Annotated in this window: 14 protein-coding genes and 2 pseudogenes; 7 read left to right on the top strand and 9 right to left on the bottom strand. The window is 69.3% G+C overall.

From position 1 onward, the window contains the following. Positions 1–19: 19 nt before the first annotated feature. From nirD to AQ610_RS24535, 3 genes are read right to left on the bottom strand one after another with little or no spacing between them, the layout of a single operon-like run. Positions 20–370, bottom strand: coding sequence for a nitrite reductase small subunit NirD (gene nirD / locus AQ610_RS24545; protein WP_006027103.1), 351 nt, complete (start codon positions 368–370; stop codon positions 20–22). Between the two features lie 37 nt (positions 371–407). Beyond that, complete coding sequence (gene nirB / locus AQ610_RS24540) at positions 408–3,014, bottom strand: nitrite reductase large subunit NirB (RefSeq protein WP_006027102.1); 2,607 nt, start codon at positions 3,012–3,014, stop codon at positions 408–410. Between the two features lie 36 nt (positions 3,015–3,050). Continuing rightward, on the bottom strand, positions 3,051–4,376 hold the full coding sequence (locus AQ610_RS24535) for an MFS transporter (protein ID WP_006027101.1): 1,326 nt from the start codon (positions 4,374–4,376) through the stop codon (positions 3,051–3,053). 715 nt (positions 4,377–5,091) lie between these two features. Here AQ610_RS24535 and cobA point away from each other — a divergent pair. The 4 genes from cobA (at position 5,092) to AQ610_RS24510 (ending at position 10,523) form a co-directional block, all read left to right on the top strand. Continuing rightward, on the top strand, positions 5,092–5,934 hold the full coding sequence (cobA, locus tag AQ610_RS24530; RefSeq protein ID WP_043282841.1) for a uroporphyrinogen-III C-methyltransferase: 843 nt from the start codon (positions 5,092–5,094) through the stop codon (positions 5,932–5,934). 110 nt (positions 5,935–6,044) lie between these two features. Then, the gene (locus AQ610_RS24525; protein WP_009915157.1) at positions 6,045–6,641 is read left to right on the top strand and encodes an ANTAR domain-containing response regulator; all 597 of its coding nucleotides are present in this window, start codon (positions 6,045–6,047) and stop codon (positions 6,639–6,641) included. Positions 6,642–6,659: 18 nt separating this feature from the next. After that, positions 6,660–7,721, top strand: a complete 1,062-nt coding sequence (locus AQ610_RS24520; protein ID WP_006027098.1) for a CmpA/NrtA family ABC transporter substrate-binding protein — start codon at positions 6,660–6,662, stop codon at positions 7,719–7,721. A 597-nt stretch (positions 7,722–8,318) separates the two neighbouring features. Next, on the top strand, positions 8,319–10,523 hold the full coding sequence (locus tag AQ610_RS24510) for a glucosidase family protein (protein WP_006027097.1): 2,205 nt from the start codon (positions 8,319–8,321) through the stop codon (positions 10,521–10,523). A 340-nt stretch (positions 10,524–10,863) separates the two neighbouring features. On the opposite strand, the gene AQ610_RS24505 is transcribed toward AQ610_RS24510, so the two are convergent. The 3 genes from AQ610_RS24505 to AQ610_RS24495 are packed head-to-tail and all read right to left on the bottom strand — an operon-like array spanning position 10,864 to position 14,615. Next, a complete protein-coding gene (locus AQ610_RS24505; RefSeq protein ID WP_006027096.1) occupies positions 10,864–11,886 on the bottom strand; it encodes a histone deacetylase family protein in 1,023 nt (340 codons plus the stop codon). 30 nt (positions 11,887–11,916) lie between these two features. After that, complete coding sequence (locus AQ610_RS24500) at positions 11,917–13,269, bottom strand: Zn-dependent hydrolase (protein WP_006027095.1); 1,353 nt, start codon at positions 13,267–13,269, stop codon at positions 11,917–11,919. A gap of 26 nt (positions 13,270–13,295) precedes the next feature. Beyond that, complete coding sequence (locus AQ610_RS24495; RefSeq protein ID WP_006027094.1) at positions 13,296–14,615, bottom strand: MFS transporter; 1,320 nt, start codon at positions 14,613–14,615, stop codon at positions 13,296–13,298. 168 nt (positions 14,616–14,783) lie between these two features. On the opposite strand from AQ610_RS24495, the gene AQ610_RS24490 reads away from it, so the two are divergent. Then, positions 14,784–15,755: a LysR family transcriptional regulator gene (locus AQ610_RS24490; RefSeq protein WP_015603344.1), complete on the top strand. Its 972-nt coding sequence runs from the start codon at positions 14,784–14,786 to the stop codon at positions 15,753–15,755. A gap of 47 nt (positions 15,756–15,802) precedes the next feature. Here AQ610_RS24490 and AQ610_RS38215 read toward each other — a convergent pair. The 3 genes and pseudogenes from AQ610_RS38215 to AQ610_RS24480 all read right to left on the bottom strand — a co-directional run. Beyond that, positions 15,803–16,015: pseudogene (locus AQ610_RS38215) on the bottom strand (SDR family NAD(P)-dependent oxidoreductase); the annotation flags it as partial. A gap of 75 nt (positions 16,016–16,090) precedes the next feature. Continuing rightward, a pseudogene (locus AQ610_RS38210) lies at positions 16,091–16,231 on the bottom strand (SDR family NAD(P)-dependent oxidoreductase); the annotation flags it as partial. A 56-nt stretch (positions 16,232–16,287) separates the two neighbouring features. Then, complete coding sequence (locus AQ610_RS24480; protein ID WP_006027091.1) at positions 16,288–17,712, bottom strand: CoA transferase; 1,425 nt, start codon at positions 17,710–17,712, stop codon at positions 16,288–16,290. A gap of 150 nt (positions 17,713–17,862) precedes the next feature. On the opposite strand from AQ610_RS24480, the gene AQ610_RS36430 reads away from it, so the two are divergent. After that, a complete protein-coding gene (locus AQ610_RS36430) occupies positions 17,863–18,135 on the top strand; it encodes a hypothetical protein (protein WP_141667994.1) in 273 nt (90 codons plus the stop codon). Between the two features lie 228 nt (positions 18,136–18,363). Next, positions 18,364–20,313 (top strand): M66 family metalloprotease, encoded by a 1,950-nt coding sequence (locus AQ610_RS24475; RefSeq protein WP_231749064.1) that lies wholly within the window; start codon positions 18,364–18,366, stop codon positions 20,311–20,313. Positions 20,314–20,321 lie beyond the last annotated feature (8 nt).

Below are 20,321 nucleotides of genomic sequence, written 5' to 3'. Positions count from 1 at the left end.
CATCGGCCGATGCGGCGCGTTACGCCGCGACCCACACGTAGCCGTCCTCGACACGCGACGGATACGCGCTCACCGACTTGTCCGGCGCCTCGACGCACTCGCCCGTGCGCAGGTCGAAGTGATGCTTGTAGAGCGGCGATGCGACGACGATCCGCTCGCCGAGGCTGCCGATCAGCCCGCGCGACAGCACGGCCGCGTGCGAATGCGGATCGACGTTGCCGATCGCGAACGCGCGGCCGCCGTCGCCGGCGTCGACATGGAACACGGCGATCTGCTCGCCGTTGACGAGCGCGCACACGCCGGTATTCGGCACGATCTCGTCGAGTGCGCAGACGGGCGTCCACGCGGATGCATGACGTGGGTTGTTCATGGCGATCTCCTTGCGTTGACTGACGAAGACGGCGCGCTCAGGCCGTCTCGGTTTCGGTTTGCACTGCGGGTGGCGCTTCGGTGCGCGCTTCGGCGGGCATCTGTGCCGCGCGCGCGCCGCCCGGGCCGGCCGCATCGCGCTCGTCCCGCGTCGCCGGGCGGATCTGGCCGCGCGCCTCGACGAACGCGATCGTCGAATCGGGCGCGTCGCTGTTGATGAAATGGCGGAAGCGCCGGCGCGTCGCCGGATCGGTGACGGCCCGCTTCCATTCGCATTCGTACGTATCGACGACGTGCTGCATCTCCGCTTCCAGCTCCGCCGCGAGCCCGAGCCTGTCGTGCACGACCACGTCGATCAGGTAGTCGAGCCCGCCTTCGAGGTTCTCGCGCCACACGCTCGTGCGCTGCAGGCGGTCGGCCGTGCGGATGTAGAACATCAGGAAGCGGTCGACATAGCGCACGAGCGTCGCGCGGTCGAGGTCGGCCGCGAGCAGCTCCGCGTGGCGCGGCTTCATCCCGCCGTTGCCGCACACGTACAGGTTCCAGCCCTTCTCGGTCGCGATCACGCCGATGTCCTTGCCCTGCGCCTCCGCGCATTCGCGCGTGCAGCCGGACACGCCGAACTTCAGCTTGTGCGGCGCGCGCAGGCCCTTGTAGCGGTTCTCGAGCTCGATCGCGAGGCCGACCGAATCGCCGACGCCGTAGCGGCACCACGTCGAGCCGACGCACGATTTCACGGTGCGCACCGACTTGCCGTATGCGTGGCCCGATTCGAAGCCGGCGGCGATCAGTTCTTCCCAGATGAGCGGCAGTTGCTCGACGCGCGCGCCGAACAGATCGACGCGCTGGCCGCCCGTGATCTTCGTGTAGAGGCCGAACTTCTGCGCGACCTGGCCGACCGCGATCAACCCTTGCGGCGTGACTTCGCCGCCCGGCATCCGCGGCACGACCGAATACGTGCCGTCGCGCTGGATGTTCGCGAGGTAGTAGTCGTTCGAATCCTGCAGCGACGCGTGCTCCTTCTTCAGCACGAACTCGTTCCAGCACGACGCGAGGATGCCGGCGACGGCCGGCTTGCAGACGTCGCAGCCGAGGCCGCGCCCGTGCTTCTTCAGAAGCGCGCCGAACGTCTTGAACCGCTCGACGCGCACCATGTGATAGAGCTCCTGGCGCGAATACGGAAAGTGCTCGCACAGATGGTTGTTCACGTCGAGGCCCTGCTTCTTCATCTCCGCCTTCATCACCTGCGTGACGAGCGGCACGCAGCCGCCGCACGACGTGCCCGCGCCGGTGCAGCCCTTGAGCGCGCCGATGCTCGTCGCGCCCTGCGCCACCGCTTCGCACAGTTGCGCCTTCGTCACGTTGTTGCACGAGCAGATCTGCGCGGCGTCGGGCAGCGCGCCGACGCCGGGCGCCGGCTTCGCCGCGCCGTCCGCCTGCGGCAGGATCAGGAATTCGGGCGCCTGCGGCAGCTCGATCCGGTTCAGCATCATCTGCAAGAGCGTGCCGTAATCGGCCGCGTCGCCGACCATCACCGCGCCGAGCAATGTCTTCCCGCACTCGGACACGACGAGCTTCTTGTAGACGCCGCGGCGCTCGTCGGCGAACTGGTAAGCGCGGCTGCCGGGCGTCTTGCCGTGCGCGTCGCCGATGCTCGCGACGTCCACGCCCATCAGCTTGAGCTTCGTGCTCAGGTCCGCGCCGGTGAACGCGTCGTCGCCGCCCGCGAGCTGCCGCGCGACGACGCGCGCCATGTCGTAGCCGGGCGCGACGAGGCCGAACGTCTGGCCGTTCCACGCCGCGCATTCGCCGATCGCGTAGACGTTCGCGTCGCTCGTGCGGCAGCCGCTGTCGATCGCGACGCCGCCGCGCGGGCCGATCTCGAGCCCGCACGCGCGCGCGATCTCGTCGCGCGGCCGGATGCCCGCCGAGAACACGATCATGTCGGTGTCGAGATGCGTGCCGTCGGCGAACGCCATCCGGTGCGCGCCCGTCTCGCCGTCGACGATCTCGAGCGTGTTCTTGCCCGTGTGCACCTGCACGCCGAGCGCCTCGATCTTCTCGCGCAGCATCCGGCCGCCGCCTTCGTCGACCTGCACGGCCATCAGCCGCGGCGCGAACTCGACGACGTGCGCGGCGAGCCCCATGTCGCGCAGCGCCTTCGCGCATTCGAGGCCGAGCAGCCCCCCGCCGACGACGACGCCCGACTTCGCGCGCGCGCCGCAGGCCCGCATCGCCTCGAGGTCCTCGATCGTTCGGTAGACGAAGCAGCCGGCGCGCTCGCGGCCCGGCACGCTCGGCACGAACGGCGTCGAGCCGGTGGCGAGCACGAGCTTGTCGTACGCGAGCGTCTCGCCCGTCGACAGCGCGACCGTGCGCGCGCCGCGGTCGATCGCGACCGCCTTCGTGTTCAGCAGCAGGCGGAAGTTCGGGTGATGCTCGAAGAAGCCCGGCTCGACGAGCGACAGATCATCGGCGGACTTGCCGGCGAAGAATTCGGACAGGTGAACGCGATCGTACGCGGGGCGCGGCTCTTCGCAGATCACCGCGACCTGCGGCGCGGCGCTCGCGCCCTGCGCGCCGGCCGCGATGCATTCGAGCAGCTTGTGACCGACCATCCCGTGACCGATGACGACGATTTTCATGATGAATGCCCTTTTGTTGATCCGTGAAGCCGTTCGTCAATGCGTGAAGCCGCTCGCGGCGAGCGCGCGCTCGCGCAGCGCCGCCTCGCGCGCCTTGTGCTCGGCGCTGAACCGTACCGCGAGCGCGCAGAACGCCGAAACGGTGACGAATAGGCCTAGCAGCGTGAGCGCTTGTTGGATATCGCCGACGCCTTTCATCAGGAAGCCGGCCGCGACCGCGCCGACGTTGCCGCCCGCGCCGATGATCCCCGCGACGCCGCCGAGCGCGCGGCGATCGATGAACGGCACGAGCGCGTAGGTCGCGCCGCACGCCATATGCGTGAAGAGGCCGAACGCGACCATCGCGACGACAGCGGCCGGCACGCTGCCCGCGTGCGCGAACCCCAGCAGCCCGAGCCCTTCGCCGACGATCAGCGCGAACAGCAGCGTCGCGCGCACGTCGAGCCCGCGGCGCGCGGCCACGCGGTCCGACAGCCAGCCGCCCAGCGCGCGCGCGAAAAGCGCGAGAAGGCCGAAGATGCCGGCGGCGAGGCCCGCGTCCCTCAGCGACAACTGGAAGTGATTGACGTAATAGAGCGCGGCGATGTTGTGCATGAACACCTCGACGCCGAAGCACGCGCCATACGTGACGAACAGCATCCACACACGGTAGTTCGCGCACGCGGCGGCGAAGCTCGCGAAACCGCCCTTCTTGCCGCAGTCGATCGTCACGCCGCGCGCGCGCAGCACGACGAAATCGCCCTGCGGGCAGTCCTGCGTGCCGCGCCAGTAGACGATCGCCATCACGAGCATCGCGACGCCCGGCGCCGCGAGCGCGGCGCGCCACGCGGACGCGTCGGGCAGCCCGAGCAGCAGCGCGGCGGCGACGAGAAGCGGCATCGCCGCCTGCGCGGCGCCCGCGCCCGCGTTGCCCCAGCCGGCCGCCGCCGCGTTCGCGGTGCCGACGACGTTCGGCGCGAACATCACCGACGTGTGGTACTGCGTGATCACGAAGCTCGCGCCGATCGCGCCGATGCCGAGCCGGCACAGCAGGAACGTCGGGTAATCGTGCGCGAACGTCACCGCGAACACCGGAATCGCGCCGAGCGCAAGGAGGCCCGCATAGACGCGGCGCGGGCCGAAGCGGTCGCACAGCGGACCGACGACGAGCCGCACCGCGATCGTCGCCGCAACGGCGGCGATGTTGACGTTCGCGACCTGGTCCGCGCTCAGCCTGAATTCGCGGGCGATCAGCGGCATCAGCGGCGCGCACGCGAACCACGCGAAGAAACACACGAAGAACGCGATCCACGTCAGATGGAACGCGCGCATCGGCGCGGTGCGCCAGTCGAGAAGATCGATGCGGGTGGCTTTGTCGGACATCGGAGTTGTCTCATCAAACGAAAACGGCGCCCTGCGAACCCGGTCGAGTGACCGGATGCGTAGGACGCCGTTGCCCAGGAAGCCCGTTGCCGGGCGAATCGGTATTCGGTGCTGCGAAGCGAATCGTCGTTGAGTCGCCCGTCGATCGCTTAGCAAGCGCCGTGCCAGTCGCCGCAAAGCGTGATGCCGCGCGGGATTGCGCCCGATTGCACGCGATTGCACCGGTTTCGCGCCGCGCGCCGACGATGCGCGATGACGCAGCGAAGCACAGATCTGGTGCGATGCAGCACTGTCGGCGTGCGACAGGTCGGTGCTGAACCGGTGCGGAGACGGGGCGGTCCGCGCGCCGCGCCCGAGCCGCCGCGGTGGCTTGCACGCCCATCGATGACCAACCGACCACCGCGGCTGACGCGCACGATGTCCCCGACGCACCGCCCTCGCCTGCACGACACGACGCGCGAAGCCGCCGCCCCGCGTCACCGGGCGCGCGAGCGGCGCTGGCCCGGATATTGCTCAACGTGAAGCGTCATCGGCAACGGCGCCGGTGCCGCATCGCATGACTTCTTCCGGATCGTCCGCCGACGGACGGTCCAATTGGACAACGGTGTCCCACGCGTCCGGCCGATTCGTCGGCCGGATGCGCAGGACACCGTTCTTTTTTTGGCGAAGCGCATTTGCCGCGAACGCGCCGCGCGCACGGCATGGGGATACGAAGATGAACACGATGGGCAAAGTCACGCTGCTCGGCGCCGGCCCCGGCGATCTGGACCTGCTGACGCTGAAGGCGGCGAAGGCGCTCGCGGCCGCCGACGTGCTGCTGCTCGACGACCTCGTCAATCCGGACATCGTCGCGCTCGCGCCGCAAGCGCGCGTGATCCGCGTCGGCAAGCGCGGCGGCTGCCGCTCGATGCCGCAGGCGTTCATCGAGCGGCTGATGTGCCGCTACGCGCTGCGCGGCGCGCACGTCGTGCGCGTCAAGGGCGGCGACGTGCTGCTGTTCGGCCGCGCGGGCGAGGAACTCGCCGCGTTGCGCGCGGCGCGCGTGCCGGTCGAGATCGTCAACGGGATTTCGTCGGGCTTCGCGGCCGCGGCGAGCCTCGGCGTGTCGCTCACGCACCGCGATCACTGCCAGGGCGTGACGTTCGTCACCGCACACCGGCAGGACCACGGCGAGCCCGACTGGGCAAGCCTCGCCGCAACCGGCACGACACTCGCGATCTACATGGGGATGAGCCGCATCGAGCGGCTTGCGGCGGGCCTGCTCTCGGCGCTCGACGCCGCGACGCCCGCCGCCGTCGTGCAATGGGCGGGCACGCCGGCCGAGCGGCGCTGGACCGGCGCGCTCGGCCGTCTCGCGTCGGGCGCGGCCGAAGCGGGGCTCGGCAGCCCGGCCGTGATCCTCGTCGGCCGCGCGATCGGCGAAGCGCTCGCAATCGGCGGCGCTTGCGCGGCGCGGGACGCGACGGCGCCCGCCGGTTCGGACGGCGCGCATGCCGCACACGCCTCGCACGCCGCCGCATGCGCGCTCGATCGCCCGCCGGTCTGCCACGCGGCCTGAGCCGCGCCAGCCGGCGGTTGCGCGCCGCGTGCGCGCGCGTATGGTGTAGTAGTCAACACAAGAGCATGGGCGGGCGCCGCCGCAACGCGCCCGCCGCTTCCGTCCGACACATGGAATCGACCGATCCTTCCTCCCGGCTGCGGGTGCTGCTCGTCACCGATACCGACAAGCCGCTCGGCGAGCTGCGCGACACGCTCGCGCGCCTCGGCTACGAGATGCTCGACGAGGTCGCGACGCCCGCGCGGCTGCCCGCGGCCGTCGAGGAGCAGCGCCCGGACGTCGTGATCATCGACACCGAATCGCCGTCGCGCGACACGCTCGAGCAGCTCGCGGTGATGAACGCGACCGCGCCGCGCCCCGTGCTGATGTTCAGCCACGACGCCGACCAGCGGTTGATCCGCGCGGCGGTCGGCGCGGGCGTGAGCGCGTATCTGATCGAAGGGCTGTCCGCCGGGCGGCTCGCGCCGATTCTCGAAGTCGCGCTCGCGCGCTTCTCGCACGACGAGCAGTTGCGCAAGCGGCTCGCCGACGTCGAGCTCGAGCTCGCGGAGCGCAAGCTGATCGACCGCGCGAAGCGCATGCTGATGGACCGCCGCAAGCTGTCCGAGCAGGACGCGTACGCGACGCTGCGCCGCAGCGCGATGGATCAGGGCATCCGGATCGTCGAGGCGGCCCGCCGGCTGCTCGCGGCGCACTCGCAATCTTGACCCTAAGGTGCACTCAGCATGGACCCAGCGCGCATCAACCAAGCGACTCCCGACGCGCCCGAACGCGGCCGTCTGCGCATCGGCTTCGTCGCGCTCAGCGACGCGGCGCCGCTCGTCGCGGCGAAGCGGCTCGAACTCGGCGAACGTTACGGCCTCACGCTCGAGCTGTGCCGGCAGCCGTCGTGGGCGAGCATCCGCGACAAGCTGCTGTCGGGCGAGCTCGACGCGGCGCATGCGCTGTACGGGCTCGTCTACGGCGTGCAGCTCGGCATCGGCGGGCCGCGCGCCGAGATGGCGGTGCCGATGGTGCTGAACCGCAACGGCCAGGCGATCACGTTCTCGAACCGGCTCGCCGACGCGCACCGCGCGTCCGGCAACCTGAAGGCCGCGCTCGCGACGCTCGGCCGGCGCCCCGTGTTCGCGCAGACGTTCCCGACCGGCACGCATGCGATGTGGCTGTATCACTGGCTCGCGTCGCATGGCGTCGATCCGCTGCGCGACATCCGCAGCGTCGTGATTCCGCCGCCGGAGATGGTCGGCGCGCTCGCGGCGGGCGAGCTCGACGGACTGTGCGTCGGCGAGCCGTGGAACGCGGTCGCCGAGGCGCGCGGCGCGGGCCGCACGGTCGCGGCGACGAGCGAAGTGTGGCGCGATCATCCGGAGAAGGCGCTCGCGTGCCGGCGCGAATTCGTCGCGCTGTATCCGAATGCCGCGCGGCTGCTCGTGCGCACGCTGCTCGACGCGTGCGCGTGGCTCGACGATCCGGCGCATCGGATGCGGGCGGCCCAGTGGCTCGCAAAGCCGGACGCGATCGGCGTGCCCGTCGAGCAGATCGCGCCTCGACTGCTCGGCGATTACGGCGCGGGGCCGTTCGCGCAGCCGCCCGCGCCGATCCGCTTCTACTCGAACGGAACGGCGAACCGGCCGGCGGCGAGCGACGGCCTGTGGTTCCTGTCGCAGTATCGGCGCTGGGGGATGTTGAGCGGCGACGTCGACGATGCGGCGATCGCGAACGGCGTCGCGCAGACGGCGATTTATGACGAAGCGGTCGCGCTCGCGGGAGTGCGGGGCGTCGATTGACGCGGCGCGCGCCGCATGCATGCGCGCACGCTCACTCGGCCACATCGCGAACGCACCGCAAACTTCGACGCATCGCCGCTCGAATCATGTGCGCGGATCTTCAGCGCATGCCGGCCTCCGATGCGCTCGCCGATTCGCAGCGGCAGCGCGAAAACGGCGAAATCGCCAGATTCGACGCGAGCGGGACGTTCCCGCCGTTTCAGCCCGACGAGCACGTTCCTGTTCACCCATCGGATCGACAGACGATTCGCCGCGACCGCGCGCTACGGCTTCACGCGAATTAAGCGGAATCAATTACCACATTCCGCATTTTTAATGCGCGCTCGTTTGAATCATTAACAACTCGATACATTGAAGACGCAAAAGGCAATACCCATTCGCGCCCCATTCCTGTGACGAATGGTTTAGCATGCAACCGCACGTTGCTGCATCAGCACGCCGCGATCCGCATCCGTCAGGCCCCCGCGCGCATCCGGTCGTCTCGCACCGAGCATCCCGATTCAAGCGTCATTCAGCAGTGCTTTCGCCCGTCAGGCAACGTCCGCTCACCGGACCCACCGACACAATTTCCCTTGCCCAAGAGCAAATGGAGGAGATATGAAGGCGCGTCTTGATACGAGGAAAATCTTCAGTTATTTATTCGCCTTTTTCATTGCCTTTCTCGCAAGCTGTTCCGATCACGACGACATCTCGGGCGGCGGCGAACCGTCCGCATCCGCGCTCGCGTTCCGGCTCGACCGCGGCGGGCAGATCAACGCGTTCTACCGGCAGGACAAGATCGCCGCGCATCTGCTGATGCGCTCGTCGACGAAGCCGCGCCTGCTCGTCGTGTTTCCGGCCGGCAACAGCGGCGCGGGCCTCTGGTTCGACGACACGCCTCAGCCCGTCAACTGGAGCCAGGACACGCCGATCGCGCCTGCCACCATGCAGGACGCGTCGGGCCGGACGCTGTACGGCATCGGCGTCGACGTGTCGGCCGACGTGAGCAGCCTGTCGATCCGGCAGGCGCTGCTGAGCTCCGTGCGCTTCCTGCGCGACTACAACGGCGGCGCGACCGTGCCGTCCGACATCGTCGCGCAGCCGTCCGTGTCGAGCAACGTCGCGCTCTGGCAGCGCAACCGCGTCGACGGCGCGCCGGGCTACGCGCTGCGCGTCACGGTGATCGACGGCGGCGCGATCGCCGCCGACGGCGCCGGCAAGCTGCTGCTGCAATCATCGTCCGGCGCGCCGACGCTGCGGCTGCGGATCGAGGCGTTCAGCGGCGAGACGCCGCTGCAGCCGATCACGCGCGCGAATCTGTTCACGTCGGCCGTCAACCCCGATCCGCTGAGCCAGAACGTGTTCGAATTCCTGAGCTTCAGCGACAAGCTGCTCGCGGGCTCGTGGCAGTACGACACCTACTTCGGCCGCGACACGCTGATCTCGGTGCGGATGCTGATGCCCGTGCTGCAGCCCGACGTGATCGAGGCCGGGCTCGGCTCGGTGCTGAGCCGCCTCTCCGCGGACGGCAAGGTCGCGCACGAGGAAGGCATCGGCGAATTCGCGCTGATCGACAACCGGAAGCACGGCCGCCCGAACGATCCGACGCCGACCTACGACTACAAGATGATCGACGGCGACTACATGCTCGCGCCGATCATGGAGGACTGGCTGATCGAGGATCCGCGCGGGCAGGCGCGCGCCGCCGCGTATCTCGCGCAAAAGGGCGACGATGGCGCGACCAACGGCAGCCGCTTCGTCGCCAATCTGCTGCGCGTCGCGCAGACCGCGCAGCCGTTCGCGCAGCAGGCGCTCGCCGCGAACCTGATCCGGCTGCGCCCGGGCGAGATCGTCGGCAACTGGCGCGACAGCACCGACGGCATCGGCGGCGGCGTCTACCCGTACGACGTCAACGTCGCGCTTGTGCCGGCCGCGCTGCGCGCGACGAGCAACTTCCTCGCGCGCGGGCTGCTCGACCCGTATCTGAGCGCCGACCAGCGCGCCGTTCTCGCGAACGCAGGCGCGGCGGCGGCCGTCTGGGAACGCGCCGCGCCGCCGTACTTCCAGGTCGCCGTCACGCCGGACGACGCGCGCGCGAAGCTCGCCGCTTACGCGCCGCAAGCGGGCGTGCCGGCCGGCACGGTGCCGAACACGGCGCTGCAGTTCGATGCGATCGCGCTCGACGCGAACGGCAACCCGATTCCGATCATGCATTCGGACGGCGGCTTCGTGCTGCTGTTCGGCGATCCGCCGCCGGCGCTGCTCGCGCGCATCGTCACCGACGTGATGCGTCCATTCCCGGTCGGTCTCGTGACCGACGTCGGCATGCTGATCGCGAATCCGGCGTATGCGGCCCCGACGCTGTGGCCGCGCTTCACGAACTCCGCATATCACGGCACGGTGATCTGGTCGTGGCAGCAGGCGATGTGGGCCGCGGGCCTCGACCGGCAGCTCGCGCGCACCGATTTGCCGGGCGACCTGCGCACGCTGCTCACGCAGGCGCGGCAGCAGATCTGGCAGGCGATCGCGAGCGCGAAGGACATGCGCTCGACCGAGATGTGGTCGTGGTCATACGCGAACGGGCAATACCAGACGGAGGCGTTCGGCACGCGCAGCGCCGACGCGACCGAAGCGAACGCCGCGCAATTGTGGAGCACGACATATCTGGCGATCCGGGACCCGCAACTGCGTGCGGGCAAGTACTGGTGGGAGGCGCGCGGAGCCGGCGGCGACGCGCCGCAGCGCGACTCGACGGACGCGGCGGCGGGGAACGGCGTGGGCGCCGCGAATGCCGCGAACGCAGTGAAAGGCGCGGCTTCGTGATCGCTCGGGCGAGCGATCGTTCGATGACGCGCCGCAGTCGAAGCCGCCTCGCATGAGAGCGGCCCGCCGCGCCGGCTCGATCGGAGCGGCGCGGCATCGAGCGCGACATCGAGCGGCTGCGCGTTCGCCGTCGCGCCGACGCCGCCGCGCCCGAAAGCGCGGCGCAAAAAGAGAAAAGCCGCGCGAGCGATCGCGCGGCAAAATCCGCCTGCATCCAAGGGCCACCTCCAGATGGCGGGCGGCGCACTAGCCTCGATCAGCCACTAGTGCCGAACCAACGAAACCGGTCGAGCGTCGGGGCGGCGGCGGCTTCGCCGCCCCGACGCTTCGGCGGACGCGATCAGCGCGCCGCCTGATAACTGCGAAACAATGCGGCGGCGTTGCGCTCGAGCGTATCGAGGTGATAGCCGCCTTCCTGCACGATCAGCGTCGGCACGCGCAATCCGCCGACGAGCGCGCCGAGCCGCCCGAAGCCCTCGGTCGTCACCGCGACCTTCGCCTGCGGGTCCTCGCGATACACGTCGAAGCCGAGCGCGAACACCAGCACGTCGGGCGCGAAACGCTCGACGATCGCCTTCGCGCGCTCGAGCTGCGCGAAGAACACCGGTTCGGCCGAGCCGTGCGGCATCGGCAGGTTCACGTTGAACCCTTCGCCGCGCCCCGCTCCGCGCTCCGCTTCGTAGCCGGTGACGGCCGGATAGAAGTTCGTCGGATCGCCGTGGATCGACACGTACAGCACGTCGTCGCGATCGTAGAACAGCTCCTGGATGCCCTGGCCGTGATGCATGTCGGTATCGAGGATCGCGACGCGCGCGTGGCCGGCGCGCAGCGCCTGCGCGGCGATCGCCGCGTTGTTCAGATAGCAGAAGCCGCCCGCCGCGTCGCGGCGCGCATGATGGCCGGGCGGACGGCAGAGCGCGTATGCGTCGCGCGCGCCGCGGCCGAGCGCCGCCGCGCCGGCGAGCGCGCTCTGCGCGGACCAGTACGCGGCGCGATACGTGTGCTCGCCGATCGGACAACTGCCGTCCACAAGATAGCGCGCCGCCTGCGCGAGCACGCCGCGCAGCGGATTCGGCTCGCGCACGTAGATGTTCGAGATCACCTCGGGCCCCCAGTCCTCCGGGATGCGCCGCCACTCGCGATGCGCGCCGGCAAGAAAGCGCAGGTACGGCTCGCTGTGCACGGCCGCGAGCGGCGCCGTGCCGAAGTCCTCGGGCGCGCGCACGTCGAAGCCGAGCGATTTCGCGGCGTCGAGCAGCCGCACGGCCCGTTCGGGCACCTCGTGCGGCGCGCGCATCTTGCCGCGCGACAGATAGGTGAGCGGACTGTGCTTCAGTTGGTCCGGATGAAAATAAGTCAGCATGCGAACTCGGTTCGTTCCAGGATCGATCGGTCAATGCGGCTGCGCGGCGGCGTCCGCGTGCGCGCCCGCATGCGCCGACTGCGTCGATTGCGCCGCGTGCTCGCGCACGCCGGCGCGCGCGAGCACCGCGCCGAGCAGCACGTTCGCGCCCGCCTCGACGTGCTCGGGCAGCGCGCGCTCGGCCGCGTTGTGCGACAGCCCGCCGACGCACGGAATGAACACCATCGCGGCCGGCACGCAGCGCGCGAGACGGATCGCGTCGTGCCCGGCGCCGCTCGCGATCCGCTCGTGCGCGTAGCCGCAGCGGCGCGCGGCCGCGTCGACGAGCGCGACGCACGCCGGATCGAACGGCGTCGCGGGGCTCGACCAATGCACGCCGATGTCGACCGCGACGCCGCGACGCCCGGCGATTTGCGCGCACGCGTCGCGCAGCTCGCGCTCGATCGCGTCGAGCCTGTCATCGTCAGGATGACGAAGGTCGATGCCGAACGCGACGCGCCCGGCGATCGTGTTGCGCGACGCATTGTCGATCGCGCCCTGCCCGATCGTCGCGAGCGCGTCGGGCGCATGGCGCGCGACGAGCGCTTCGATCGCTAGCGCGATCTCGGCGCTCGCGACGAGCGCGTCCTTCCGATACGGCATCGGCGTCGTGCCCGCGTGCGCGGCGACGCCCGTCACGGTCGCGTCGAGCCAGCGGATCGCCTGTCCGCCCGTGACGACGCCGATCGCCGCACCGTGCCGCTCCAGCACCGGGCCCTGCTCGATGTGCGCTTCGAAGTACGCATCGACGCGTTCGCGCAACTGCGCGAGCGCCGGCTCCGGGCGCAGCGCCGCATGCGCGCCGCGCAGCCATGCCGTGCGCAGCGCGTCGCGATAGCCGCACGCGTCGAGCGCTTCGGCAAGCGTGACACCGTCCGCATCGCGCGCGGCGAGCGCCGCGTCGAGCGGCAGCGCGCCGGTGAACACCGCCGAGCCGAGCATCGCCGGCGTGAAGCGCGCGCCCTCCTCGTTGGTCCACGACACGATCTCGATCGGCTTGCCGGTGACGATTCCGCGATCGTTCAGCGTGCGCACGAGCTCGAGCCCGGCGAGCACGCCGTAAGCGCCGTCGAAGCGGCCGCCTTCGGGCTGCGTGTCGAGATGGCTGCCGACGAGCACGGCCGGCTGCGCGTCATCCGCGCCGGCGCGCCGGGCAAACAGGTTGCCGATCGCATCGACGCGCACCGTCATCCCCGCTTCGCGACACCATTGCGCGAAGCGCTCGCGGCCGCGCCGGTCGGCGTCGGTCAGCGCGAGCCGGCGCACGCCGCCGCGCGCGGTGCCGCCGATTTGCGCGAGCTCCGTCAGGCTGTTCCAGAGCCGCGTACCGTCAATTTCCCACACTGAGGCATTCCTCCTTTTGTTCCGAATCAGCGCGTGAGCACGGCGTCGGCGACGTCGGCCCGCCGATGGCGATGCGCATCGAGCGCGATCACGCCGACGAGCGACAACGCCGCGAGGCACGTGTAGAACACCGCGAGCGGCCACCACTGCCCGGCGAACCGGTGCGCGAGCCACGTGCCGGCGAGCGGCGTCAGCCCGCCCGCGATCGCGCCGCACATCTGGTACGAAATCGAGATCGCCGAATAGCGGACGCGCGTCGGGAATGCGCCGCTCACGAAACCCGCGATCACCGAATAGAAGCCGGCGAGAAACACGGTCGCGATCGCGATGCCGACCACCATCGGCACGAGGCGCCCGGTCTGCACGAGCACGAACATCGGATACGGCGACGCCATCGCGAACAGCGCGGCGAGCTTGAGAAAGCGCGCGTCGCCGAGCGTGCCGGCGAGCCATGCGGCGATCGGCTGCGACACGAACTGGATGATCGCGACGATGAACAGGCAATCGAGGATCAGCGATTTCGTCACGCCGACGTGCTGTGTCGTGAACGCGATCATGAACGTGTTCGTGAAATACAGCCCCGCGATGCCGATCGTGTTCGCGCACAGGCAGAACAGCAGCATCGCGCGCGACGTGCGCAGCACCTCGGCGATCGGCCGCGCGACGGTGCGCGCCATCGTCTTCTCGTGCGCGAACTCGGGCGATTCGTCGACCTTCAGCCGAACGAACACGCCGACCGCGAGCAGCGCCACGCTCGCGAGAAACGGCAGCCGCCAGCCCCACGACATGAACGCATCGTGCTCCATCGACGCGACCGCGCGAAACGCGACGAGCGACAGGATGAGCCCGGCCGGGCTGCCGAGCTGCGCGAACGACGCGAAGAACGTGCGCCGCCCGTACGGCGCGTGCTCGCCCGCCATCAGCACCGCGCCGCCCCATTCGCCGCCCACCGCGACGCCCTGCACGATCCGCAGCAGCACGAGCAGCGCGGGCGCGAGCAGGCCGACGCGCTCGTAGCTCGGCAGCAGGCCGACGCAGACGGTCGCCGCGCCCATCAGCGCGAGCGTCGTCATCAGCGCCTTCTTGCGGCCGATCCGGTCGCCGAGGTGGCCGAAGACGAGTCCGCCGAACGGGCGCGCGAAGAAGCCGACCGCGAACGTCGCGAACGACGCCATCGTGCTCGTGAACGGATCGTGCGACGGGAAGAACAGCTCGCCGAAGACGAGCGCGGCCGCGTTCGCGTAGATGTAGAAGTCGTACCACTCGATCATCGTGCCGACGAACGCGGCGCCGGCCGCACGGCGCGGCTGGCGCGCCGGCGGGCTCGGTGGGATGCCCCGGTTCAATGCAACCTCCTCGCTGAAATGTCCGCCCGGCCGAATCGCCCGGATTCGGCAAATGGGCGTTTTATCGCGCACCGGGATTAATCGGTCAAATTCTAAGTTATTATCTTTCGAATAAATTTCATTAATCCAGTTCTACGATGCAAAATCGTTTCTCTGGAGTAAAAATAAATGCCGAATATTCGAAGCCATGTTTCACGCGTCCTGATGGACCGCCTCGATTGGAATCTGCTGCGCACGTATCTGGCGATCATGCAGGAGCGCAGCATCAGCCGTGCGGCCGCGCGCCTGCACCTGACGCAGCCGGCGGTGAGCCAGGCGCTCAAGCGGCTCGAAGGTTCGCTCGGCCGCACGCTGATCCAGCGGCGCGGCGCGCAGTTCCTGCCGACGCGCGCGGGCGAGGAGGTCTACCGGATCGCGACCGACATCTACGGCCACATGTCGCGGCTCGACAACGAGCTCGACGACCGCGGCGGCGAGCTGATCGGCTCGGTGCGCCTGCTGTGCGTGAGCCGCGTCGAATCGCCCGTCTACGACGAATTCCTCGCCGAGTTCCGCCGCACTTATCCACGGGTCGATCTGCACGTCGAAGTGATGCGCTCGGCGGATATCCTTTCTTCTTTATTGCAGAAAACCGCGACTTGCGGGCTCGCATTATGTCGAACGCCGGTCGATAAAATCGAATTACGCAGTTTTTTGCGACAACGCTATGCAATGTTTTGCGGGCGTCACCACCGGTTGTTCGGCCGTCAGGCGCTGAAAATCGAGGATCTGCTCGCCGAGAATTTCGTTTCCTTCACCAGTGACCAGATTGGCGACGCGCTCGCGCCGCTCACCGTGTTCCGCGATCAGCGCGGCTTCACCGGGCGCATCGTCGCGACATCGCCGAGCCTCGACGAAATCCGCCGCCTCGTGTTCGCGGGCTACGGCATCGGCTGCCTGCCCGAGCACATCGTGCGAGACGACCTCGCGCGCCAGCGGCTCTGGCGGCTGCCGCCGGAGGAAGGGCTGCTCGACGTCGAGATCTTTCTGATGTGGAACCGCGAGCGCCGGATGAACGCGGCCGAGAACGTGTTCATCGATGCGTTTCAGCGCTACGTGCAGCGGTATCCGATGGCGGAGCGGCTTGGGATGCTGCATTGAGCGGCGGACCGCGGCCGATCTCGGCACGCAGGGAATCACGCCTTGCGCGCCGGCCGCGCGGCCTGCTGCATCAGGCGGCCCAGTTCGTCCCACTCGCCCGCGTGCTGCAGCGTCTTGATCTCGTCGAAGCAGACCGTGGCCATGATGCTGCACGCGTTGCGGCGCCCGCCGAGGCGCGCCTTCATGTGCTGGTTGACCAGTCGATAATATTCGGCCGACGATTCCCAGTTCATCCCGCCGATCAGTCCAATCGTTTTCATCGTGCGTCCCTGCATCGTTCGTGACGTCGACGAACAATCTGGCGACGCGGCCGCCGCCGCGTCGGGATACGCATCGCCGATCTGCCCGGCCGCGCGCGCGAGCACGTCGGCGCGGCGGCCGACGATCACCACGCGCGCGCGCTGCCGCGTGAAACGGCGCGCGGTCGCCAGGCCGATTCCCGTGCCGCCGCTGCTGACTACGATTACCTGTTCCATGTGCATGCTCCCGTGCGGCCGCAACGAATGCACCCGCTTCCGCGCCCGTCTGCCCGCTACCATTCGGCGGGCGACGTGCCAAGCGCACGCGCCGGATGCGGCCATTGCACCGGCGCGCGCTCGATCGCCACCGGCGCGCGCACGCGCTGCGCCGGTCCCCAGCTCGTTTGCTCGCTCCATGCGTCGAGATCGTCCGCCGTCTCCCGCGCGATGGGCGGCCGGTCCGCCTCCTGCGAGCCGCCCGATACGAGCAGCACCGCCGTGCGCGCAAGCGACGCGCGCATGCGCGCGCCGACGCCCGTCGCGAGCCGGCGCGCGAGGCCGCGAATCGCGGCGGTCGCAAGCAGATAACCCGCGCCGTGGTCGAGCGCCTGAACGGGCAGCGGCACCGGGCGCTCGCCGCCGGTTTCGCGCATGCCTGCCGCCACGATGCCCGCGCTCGTCTGCACGAGGCTGTCGAAGCCCCGGCGGGCGCGCCACGGCCCGCTCCAGCCATACGCGTCGAGCGATACGTCGACGAGGCCCGGATTGATCCGTCGCCGTTCGTCGGCGTCGAAGCCGAGACGGTCGAGCGCGCCGGGCCGGTAGCCGTGAACCATCACGTCGGCCTCGCCGATCAGGCGGCGCAGCAGCGCGCGCCCTTCGCCGGATTTCAGGTCGACGCGCGCGCAGCGCTTGCCGAGCACCACTTCGGGCACCGTGCCCGGCTCGTCCCAGCCGATCGGATCGATGCGCAGCACCTGCGCGCCGAAGCCCGCGAGAAAGCGCGTCGCGACGGGGCCCGCGAGGATGCGCGTCAGGTCGAGCACGCGCACGCCGTAGAGCGGCCGCTCGGCCGACGTCGGCCACGCGGGGCGCTTGCCGTCGACGCTCACGTCGTCATGAATCATCAGCGGCTCCGCGCTCACCGCGAGCCCTTGCGGATGACGCGCCCATTCGTCCTGCGTATGCATGACGGCCGCGCAGCCGCCGTGCTCGACGACGGCCGATTCGAGCGCGTCGCCGCGCCACTGCTCGACCGCGCGGGCGACGGCCTGCCTGTCGGGCCGCGTGCCGAGCACGGCGAGCACTGCGAGCGCGGCGTCGCGATGATGCGGCGCGTTCGTGTGCAGCCTGATCCAGCCGTCGGCCGTGCGGTAGTCGCCCGCGATCGCGTCCCACAGAGGCGGCATGTCCCAGCCGCGCGGGCGCAGCGACGTGCCGAACCAGATCGATGCATAGCGGCGATCGACGCGCACGCCGGGCAGCGTGCCGGTCGCGCGATGCACGAACTCGGCGAGCGCGACGCTTGCCGCGCCGATCACGGCCGATGCGAAATCGGTGACCGGAAAGACCGACGGCAGCACGCCCGCGCCGCTGAAATCGAGCGCATGCAGAAGATCGGGATCGCCGTTCGCGGCCTGCCAGATTTCGCGCAGATACGCGGCGGTGCGCGCGTGGCCGGACTGCTCCGATTGGGATGAAGAAGAGAGATCGAACATTGACGCCTCGGCTCGAAGATATCGCAGCAAGATTATTTCCCGCGCAACTCGAGTGTCAACGTTGATTCCGGGAATCAAGTCATTTTTATCGGATTCCACCCGGCGCTTTTTGAAAACGCATCCGGCGGCGCGCCCCACCTGCGCGCCGGCATGAAAGCGCGCATCGCGCCGCATCGATCATTCCGGCGCTTTCCGGCACATTCCGGCGCTGTCGTAAAGTTTCAACGATTCGATATCGAAAAAAAACGCATCGAATTCCGATTCACACAATCGATTTTCTTTTTCGCGAATCGCCATGAAGAGGCACCGAGCGACCGACGTGCGGCGGCATCATGCGATGCGCGCTTCGGCGTTCGCTTCATCGATGACGCAGCTCTCCACCCCATGCCACACGACATGCTTCGACATTCTGAACATTCTTGAACGACGCGCATCGCTCTCCACGTTTTCGCCCGGCATCGAACGTCCGGATCTGGAAAAACGTCAATGTCATCGAGATGCATTGTGTTTATCATGCGCAAGGTCTCGCGCTCCGCATGACCTGCCGCCCCGAGCACCAATGATGAGAAAAGGAGGAGAGGCGGCACGCGCGCCAGCGCCGATTCGCCGGACACATTCGACCATCCCTTTCCGGACAACGACACAACGCACATGACATCCCGCCGCCTCGCCTCGCGAACCGCCCTCGCCGCCTCGCTCTCCGCCCTGCTGCTCGCCGCATGCGGAGGCGACGGTTCCTCCAGTGCGCCGAACGCGGGCGCCGCCGCGCCCTTGACGCCGGCGGCGGCGGCAGGCACCGCGGGAACGACGGGCGATACGACAGGCAATACGCCGGGCGCTACACCCGCGCCCGCGCCGAGCAGCACGTCCGCGAGCCAGCTCTCGATCGCCAGGATGGAATTCGCGCAAACGCACGTGATACCGAGCGGCGGCCTGAGCTGGACGCTGCCGAACGCGAGCGCGAGCCTGCGCCTGATCGGCAAGCGCGATGCGCTCGCGTTGATCGCCATCGGCCAGGCCGACGCGGCGCAGCCCGTGCTGGAGGCGTGGAAGGACGGCGCGAAGCTCGGCGCGCTCGCGCTGAGCCCGCCGTCCGCGCTGCCGCCGACCGAATCCAACGGCCACGCGTATGCGACCGATCGATGGAGCGCCGTCGTGCCCGCCGCATGGATGGTGCCGGGTGTGTCGTTCAGCGTGTCGGCGTCCAACTACACGTCGAGCGTCGCGCAAGCGCCCCTGTTCGGCACCGACGCCGACGTGCGGTTGACGATCCTGCCGTTCTACCTGTTCGGCGCCGACGACACCAATTCGCCGCCGCTGTCGGCCACGCAAGCGCCCGACGCCGCCACGCAGCAGGAGATTTTCGCGAAATGGCCGACCGCCGACCTGAAGGTCCGCACGCACCCGGCCGGACGCTTCAGCCTCGCGACGGTCGTCGTCGGCCCGCGCGCGGACCGCACGGGCGCCGCGCAGCCCGCCTATTCGGTGACCGCGCTCGACCAGCAGAAAGACGGCTACGGCGTGATGAGCGCGATGCTCACGCTGATCACGAGCATGCGTACCGCGAACGGCGACGGCCCGCTCAACGAGCAGTACTACGCGCCGCTCATCGCGCTGAACGCAAACGGGAAGTTCGCGAACCTCGGCGGCGGCCTTGGCGGCGTCGGCTCGGGCGCGGCGGTCGGCGATCATCGGTACACCGGCATCTTCATTCACGAGCAGGGGCACGCGTTCGGCCTCAATCACGCGGCCGACGAGTACGCGAAAGGCGCCTATCCGTATGCGGGCGGCAGCCTGAGCGGATCGGCGTGGGGCTACGCCCCGAACCACCGCGAGTTCCTCGACGTGCTCGTGCCCGCCACCGCATCGAGCTACGCGAAGTGCGCGAGCTCGCATCAGCTCGACGCGCAAGGTCGCTGCTACAAGCAGGACCCGATGCAGGGCGGCGCCGGCGATCAGTCGAGCGGCTACCCGTTCGCGACGTTCTCGGACTACAACACGGGCCGGATGCAGGCATGGATCGCATCGCGCGTGCTGGCCGACGCGGCGTCGCCGACCGGCTACAGCAAGTGGGACGCGGCCGCGCAGGCGCGCGCGCCGTACACGCCGACGACCGACAACAAGGGGCTCTACGGCGTCAACCAGAATCTGCCCGTGCAAACCGGCGTGCCGGTCCACACGATCGTCGTGAGCTTCAGCAAGGCCGGGTCTCCGGGCGCGTCATACATTTATCCGCCGTTCTCCTACACCGGAAACCTGATCGCGACGTTCGATCCGACCTCCGCTGCGGACCGTCAGGCGATCACCGTCGATAAAGGCACGTACCCGTGGTATTGCAAAGGCAGCGGCTGCGATTACACGCTGCGCGTCACGTATGCGGACGGCAGCCAGACATACCGCGTGCTGCAAGGCGGATTCCGCGCGTGGTGGACGCCCGCCGTCGACGACGCGAACGCGGCCAATCCGCTCAGCGGCAGCAGCTTCCGCGTGTGGGCGATCAACGTGCCGGGCGACAAGCGGATCGGCAAGATCGAACTGCTCGACACGCCGATGGTATGGAACGGCGTGCCGGCGAACCCGACGGTGCTGCTCAGCCGGTGACGTGACGG

Source organism: Burkholderia humptydooensis, assembly GCF_001513745.1.
Taxonomy (GTDB): domain Bacteria; phylum Pseudomonadota; class Gammaproteobacteria; order Burkholderiales; family Burkholderiaceae; genus Burkholderia; species Burkholderia humptydooensis.
Note: the sequence above shows the minus strand (reverse complement) of the source record. Positions and strands in the feature narration are given on the sequence as shown.

Coding starts and splice junctions, on each gene's coding strand:
- nirD (WP_006027103.1), bottom strand. CDS start 370: ATGAACAACCCACGTCATGCATCCGCGTGGACGCCCGTCTGCGCACTC.
- nirB (WP_006027102.1), bottom strand. CDS start 3,014: ATGAAAATCGTCGTCATCGGTCACGGGATGGTCGGTCACAAGCTGCTC.
- AQ610_RS24535 (WP_006027101.1), bottom strand. CDS start 4,376: ATGTCCGACAAAGCCACCCGCATCGATCTTCTCGACTGGCGCACCGCG.
- cobA (WP_043282841.1), top strand. CDS start 5,092: ATGAACACGATGGGCAAAGTCACGCTGCTCGGCGCCGGCCCCGGCGAT.
- AQ610_RS24525 (WP_009915157.1), top strand. CDS start 6,045: ATGGAATCGACCGATCCTTCCTCCCGGCTGCGGGTGCTGCTCGTCACC.
- AQ610_RS24520 (WP_006027098.1), top strand. CDS start 6,660: ATGGACCCAGCGCGCATCAACCAAGCGACTCCCGACGCGCCCGAACGC.
- AQ610_RS24510 (WP_006027097.1), top strand. CDS start 8,319: ATGAAGGCGCGTCTTGATACGAGGAAAATCTTCAGTTATTTATTCGCC.
- AQ610_RS24505 (WP_006027096.1), bottom strand. CDS start 11,886: ATGCTGACTTATTTTCATCCGGACCAACTGAAGCACAGTCCGCTCACC.
- AQ610_RS24490 (WP_015603344.1), top strand. CDS start 14,784: ATGCCGAATATTCGAAGCCATGTTTCACGCGTCCTGATGGACCGCCTC.
- AQ610_RS24480 (WP_006027091.1), bottom strand. CDS start 17,712: ATGTTCGATCTCTCTTCTTCATCCCAATCGGAGCAGTCCGGCCACGCG.
- AQ610_RS36430 (WP_141667994.1), top strand. CDS start 17,863: ATGAAAGCGCGCATCGCGCCGCATCGATCATTCCGGCGCTTTCCGGCA.
- AQ610_RS24475 (WP_231749064.1), top strand. CDS start 18,364: ATGACATCCCGCCGCCTCGCCTCGCGAACCGCCCTCGCCGCCTCGCTC.